This is a genomic window from Candidatus Cryptobacteroides sp., assembly GCF_056207615.1.
On the sequence record NZ_JBAEER010000020.1, the window covers coordinates 1 to 4,856 of the forward strand.

Below are 4,856 nucleotides of genomic sequence, written 5' to 3' on the forward strand. Positions count from 1 at the left end.
TCCGACTTTGATCTTCGAGGACATCATGTTGTTCGTGTCGGCCCTGTTCCTGTCGAACACGAACTTGATGCTGACAGTCGCAAGGGACGCCAAAGAGACGAAGATAGCGGACATGAGCACCACGTATATCCTCCTGCGGAAGGTATTGTTGGTGACTTCCCTCTTCTTCCTCTTGGTCAGGGACACCGGCATCATCACGAGGAACACGATGGTCAGGATGGTCAGGAAAGACGAGAGCACCTGGAGCGAGGTCCTGCGCGGGCGCGATATCACGATCTCCTCATCATCGCCGACGATGTTGATGAAGTGCAGGTCGGTCTTGGTGCGGAAATGCTGCTTACCTGAATTCAGGTGGTCGGCATACCAGTCCGTGAGGACGGTAGGATATGCGTAGGTGCCTCTATATGACACGAGCTTGCCGTCGACATATTTTCCATACGAATACTCATCCGGGATGGACACGTTGCCGGGACGCGCCAGATCCTTGAAGATGCTGTAGAAGCCGCTGTCCTCGCGTGCCGACTTCGAGAAGAGCTCCACGAGCATCCTCGTCGGCTCGCCTCCGGCATGGGCATAGGTGAACAGACCAGCATAGCTCGAGCGGCCATTGTTGTGGTATATGCAGACAAAGTTGGTATAGTCCGCGATAGGGCTTCCGCCCGAAAGCCTTCTGTTGAAGAGTAGCTGGCACTCCAGGTCATTCATGGCGCACGACGATACGGTGATGTCGTATTCGTTGGCAAAGCGCATGAAGTATGTTTCCTTGATGCGGTTGGTCAGGATGGCGGAAGAGCCGTCCACCGCCGTGAGAAGAGCGACAACGTCATCAGTGGCGATAGCCTCCTCGACACTGCGCAGATGGAGCTCGAGGGCAAGGTCCCTGTCCACGGAGAGCATGTTCGCCCAGACCCCGACGCGCTGCTGTTCCTTGGTGAATCCGAGTCCCGAAGACAAAGCAAAGAGGAGCACGGTCACGGCAGAAGCCGCAATGCTCATCCCTATCGGCGAGATTACCCTGATCTTCTGCCCGCCCTTTCCGCATGCCAGAGTCGCGAACTCCTGGAGAAGGAGCATGAGAGAGGCAAACAGAGCCGAATACACCACGAGGGCACAGACGGTATAGCCCAGGCCTTCCTTGAACCACTTAAGTTCGAAGGTGATTCCGGAGTTGTTGATGAGGCTGCACACAGAGCTGATGGCGTATACTATGCCCGCGATGAACAGGCAGAGAGTGCCGACGGAAACGACGCTGCGTCTGAGTCTTTCCTTCCTTGAATCTGATACGATCCACTCGTTGAGAGCCTCGCGGACAAGGTAGAAGCCCAGGAACTCCACGACAAGGAGCAGGTTCAGGAGCATGAGATCTCCGAAGGAGGACCACACCGAGCCACCGGCATATACCGACGGAGAGAAAATCCTGACGTTGTCGGACATCTGGCCACCCCAATAGCGCGCAAGGAAGTAGAAAATCAGGAAGTTCGCAGAAACCACCAGCCACGGGACAAGCTTTCTGCGTCTGGGGAGATAGAGCAGCAGCGACAGCACTATCAGTCCAAGGCCTATCCAGCGGAGACGGGAGTTCGCGAAGAGGTGGGTGGTGTCCGGAGAAGAGTTAATGATGAGGAAGAGAGGCGTTCCGTTGATGGAAACCTCGGTTCCGGTATATCCGGTCAGCTGCCTGATAGAGTAGAATTCAGGAAGATGGAGCGCAGGATTGATATCCGAGATCTGGCCATCTACACCTACGGAACATATCTGCAGGCCGGCGATGACCCTGTTGATTCCGTCGCTGACGGACTTCACGACGTACCAATCCGGACCTATGTTCCTGAACTCCCAGCTGTCTCCGATGGTGGAAAGAGGCGACTGGAGTCCATATTCCGGACGGCTGAGACGCTGGTAGGTGAAATATGGCGACTGGATATTGTCATTCAGGACTATGAACTGGTTGGACCAGCTCTGCAAGGTGTCGAACACATATTTGTAGACGACCTCGTCGTCGCGCAAGCGTCCGAGCTGCATCCACCCCGTGGTGTCCGGAGCCATAGCTTCCTCCATCACCTTGTCCAGCGCGGATAGACGTGCCGTGAGGTAGGATTCGGTCACCTGAGCGACATTGTCAAGGTCCCTCATGTAGCTGCGTGCACCTATGGCCGCAACGAGAAAGGCAAGGCCGGCCAGAGCGCACAGGATAGGCGCCCAAAACTTACGTACTATGTCCCTGAAGGATCCCATCAATTACTATTCGTGGTGGTATGGTTCTCCTCTCATGATAGTGAAGGCGCGGTAGAGCTGCTCGACGAAGATCACCCTCACCATCTGGTGGGAGAAGGTCATCTTCGACAGGGAGATCTTCGAATTGCACCTCGAGTATACCGGTTCGGAGAAACCGTATGCGCCTCCGACTACAAAAACCATGTCATTACCCTGCCTGGAGATGTGGTTCTCTATCTTCGACGCGAAATTGATAGAAGTGAACATCTCTCCCCTCTCGTCAAGAAGCACGACATGGTCGTCCGGACGAATGTTCTTCAGGATGAGCTCACCCTCCTTGGACTTGATCTCTTCCTTGCTGAGGGCGGACACATTCTTCAGTTCCGGAATCTCGACCATTGCGAACTTGACGTAGTGCGAAAGTCGGGAAATATAGAGCTGCAGCCCCTCCTTCACCCACTTCACGTCCGTCTTACCGACTGTCAGGAGTGTGATTTTCATATAGATAGCGCTTATATTGCAAAGTTAACGATTGGCTTGATATTTGCAAGAAAAGCGTCCGGCAATAGTACCTCAACAATGAAAAGTACAATGAGAAAATTCCTCATACATGCGCTGGCCTTCGCCGCGGTGCTCATTGGAGCCTCGCTGATGGCCGGCAATACAGCTAATGCGCAGAGTCAGGGCTACGACGTGTTCGTGCCTATCGCCAAATATATGAGTCAGGGAGACTCCGAGTCCCTTTCCGCATGGTTCGCAGAGAATCTCGAAATCACGGTCTCAGGAGGCACAAGCGACTCCAGCAGGAGCCAGGCGAAGCAGATACTCAAGACCTTCTTCAGCAAGTCGGTCCCGACTGCTTTCAACATCGAACACACGGCTGCGAGAGGCAACATGAAGTACGCTCTCGGAACGATGTCCTGCGGCGCAGAGAACTACATGGTGACGATTTTCGTCAGCTATCAGAACAAGGGCTATAAAATTCAGCAATTGAAAATAGAGAAGGCCAAGTAGTTTGGCACAGACTTTGAAATAGTATAGGACAAAGGTTAGTTTAGTTGTTAATAATAGGGTTAGCGCCACCTCCGAAGAAATTCGAGGGTGGCGCTTAACTCTTATATAGGTTTCAGTATTTCCTGACGGACGGCTATTTCCAGGCGAGGGCAGAGGCTCCTAGTATGGCTGCATCCGACTCGTTGAGCTCGGAATAGATCAGCTTGACCTTACCCTTCCATACCTTGAGCAAGTTCTCGTTCATCGCCTTCTCTATAGGCTCCGTGAGGAATCTCTTGCTCTTTGCAAGGCCGCCGAAAAGGACTATTGCCTCCGGCGCGCTGAAACAGACGAAATCAGCGAAAGCGGTGCCCAGCAAGGTTCCCGTGTATTCGAAAATCTTGAGAGCAATGGCGTCTCCCTCCTTGGCCGCATGGTACACGTCCTTTGAGCTTATCTTCTCGAGGGACCTCAGAAGCGACGGCTCATCGGTCTTCTCCAGCCATTCGTGCGCAGTCCTCGAAACTCCTGTCGCAGAGCAATAGGTCTCCAGACAGCCTTTCCTGCCGCATCCGCACTGACGTCCTCCGCGCTCCACGCACACGTGGCCGAGTTCTCCGGCAAAGCCGTCATGGCCATATACGAGCTTGCCGCCGATCACGATTCCGGATCCGACTCCCGTGCCGAGGGTGATCATGATGAAATCCTTCATCCCGCGGGCAGCACCGTAGGTCATCTCTCCCACCGCCGCAGCATTCGCATCGTTGGTCATGGACACTGGAAGTCCGCCAAGGCGCTCGGAAAGCATCTTCGCGAAAGGCACCGCAGCATCTGCCGCCCACGCGAGGTTCGGTGCGTATGAGATTTCGCCGGTGTAGTAGTTCGCGTTAGGAGCACCCACGCCTATGCCAAGCACCTGACCCTCCTTCCCTGCCTCAGCTATCACTTCCTTCACGGCCTGTGCGAGCGCATCGATGAATGCGGCAGCATCGCTACCGTAGGTATCGGTACGGATGACCTTCTGGGCGAGGATGGAGCCCTGGGCATCGACCACTCCGAGCTTGGAGGTCTGGCCTCCCACGTCTATGCCGACGACGTAATTCCTTTCCATGGGATATTCTAATATACGTAATCCTTGACGTCGGAAGCGGTGATGCTCGATCCCGAAAGGATGAGCAGACGTTCCACGACGTTGCGGAGCTCACGGATGTTACCGGTCCAAGACTTCTCCACGAGAAGCTTCATCGCATCGGCGTCGACCTCCCTGCGAGACATTCCGGTCTCGTCGCAGATCTGTCCGATGAAATGCTTCACCAGGAGAGGGATGTCGTCCTTCCTGTCGTCAAGGCTAGGTACGTTTATCACGATGACGCTGAGCCTGTGGTAGAGGTCCTCGCGGAAATTGCCTGCTGCGATCTCCTCCCTGAGGTTCTTGTTGGTCGCCGCGAGAACGCGTACGTTCACCTCTATATCCTTGTCGCTTCCCACGCGGGAGAGCTTCTTCTCCTGGAGCACGCGGAGCACTTTCGCCTGAGCGGCGAGGGACATGTCTCCGATCTCGTCGAGGAAGAGCGTACCTCCGTCGGCCTGCTCAAACTTACCCTTGTGCTGCTTGATGGCTGAGGTGAACGAGCCTTTCTCATGTCCGA

Annotated in this window: 5 protein-coding genes; 1 reads left to right on the forward strand and 4 read right to left on the reverse strand. The window is 54.8% G+C overall.

Annotation, left to right across the window (positions count from 1 at the left end):
• Together AC06ND_RS01195 and rlmH are read right to left on the reverse strand one after the other, a co-directional pair.
• On the reverse strand, window positions 1–2,235 hold a 2,235-nt coding region (locus tag AC06ND_RS01195), incomplete at its 3' end, for a hypothetical protein (protein ID WP_475677170.1).
• A 6-nt stretch (window positions 2,236–2,241) separates the two neighbouring features.
• Window positions 2,242–2,715 carry a 23S rRNA (pseudouridine(1915)-N(3))-methyltransferase RlmH gene (gene rlmH / locus AC06ND_RS01200; protein ID WP_475677171.1) on the reverse strand — a complete coding sequence of 158 codons (474 nt, stop codon included), beginning with the start codon at window positions 2,713–2,715 and terminating at the stop codon, window positions 2,242–2,244.
• 90 nt (window positions 2,716–2,805) lie between these two features.
• Here rlmH and AC06ND_RS01205 point away from each other — a divergent pair, with 90 nt between their 5' ends.
• Entirely contained in the window at window positions 2,806–3,228 is a 423-nt protein-coding gene (locus tag AC06ND_RS01205) for a DUF4783 domain-containing protein (protein WP_475677172.1), read from the forward strand.
• A 133-nt stretch (window positions 3,229–3,361) separates the two neighbouring features.
• On the opposite strand, the gene AC06ND_RS01210 is transcribed toward AC06ND_RS01205, so the two are convergent.
• The gene (locus tag AC06ND_RS01210; RefSeq protein ID WP_475677173.1) at window positions 3,362–4,318 is read right to left on the reverse strand and encodes an ROK family protein; all 957 of its coding nucleotides are present in this window, start codon (window positions 4,316–4,318) and stop codon (window positions 3,362–3,364) included.
• A gap of 8 nt (window positions 4,319–4,326) precedes the next feature.
• Window positions 4,327–4,856: sigma 54-interacting transcriptional regulator (locus tag AC06ND_RS01215; protein ID WP_475677174.1), on the reverse strand; the 530-nt coding region annotated here is incomplete at its 5' end.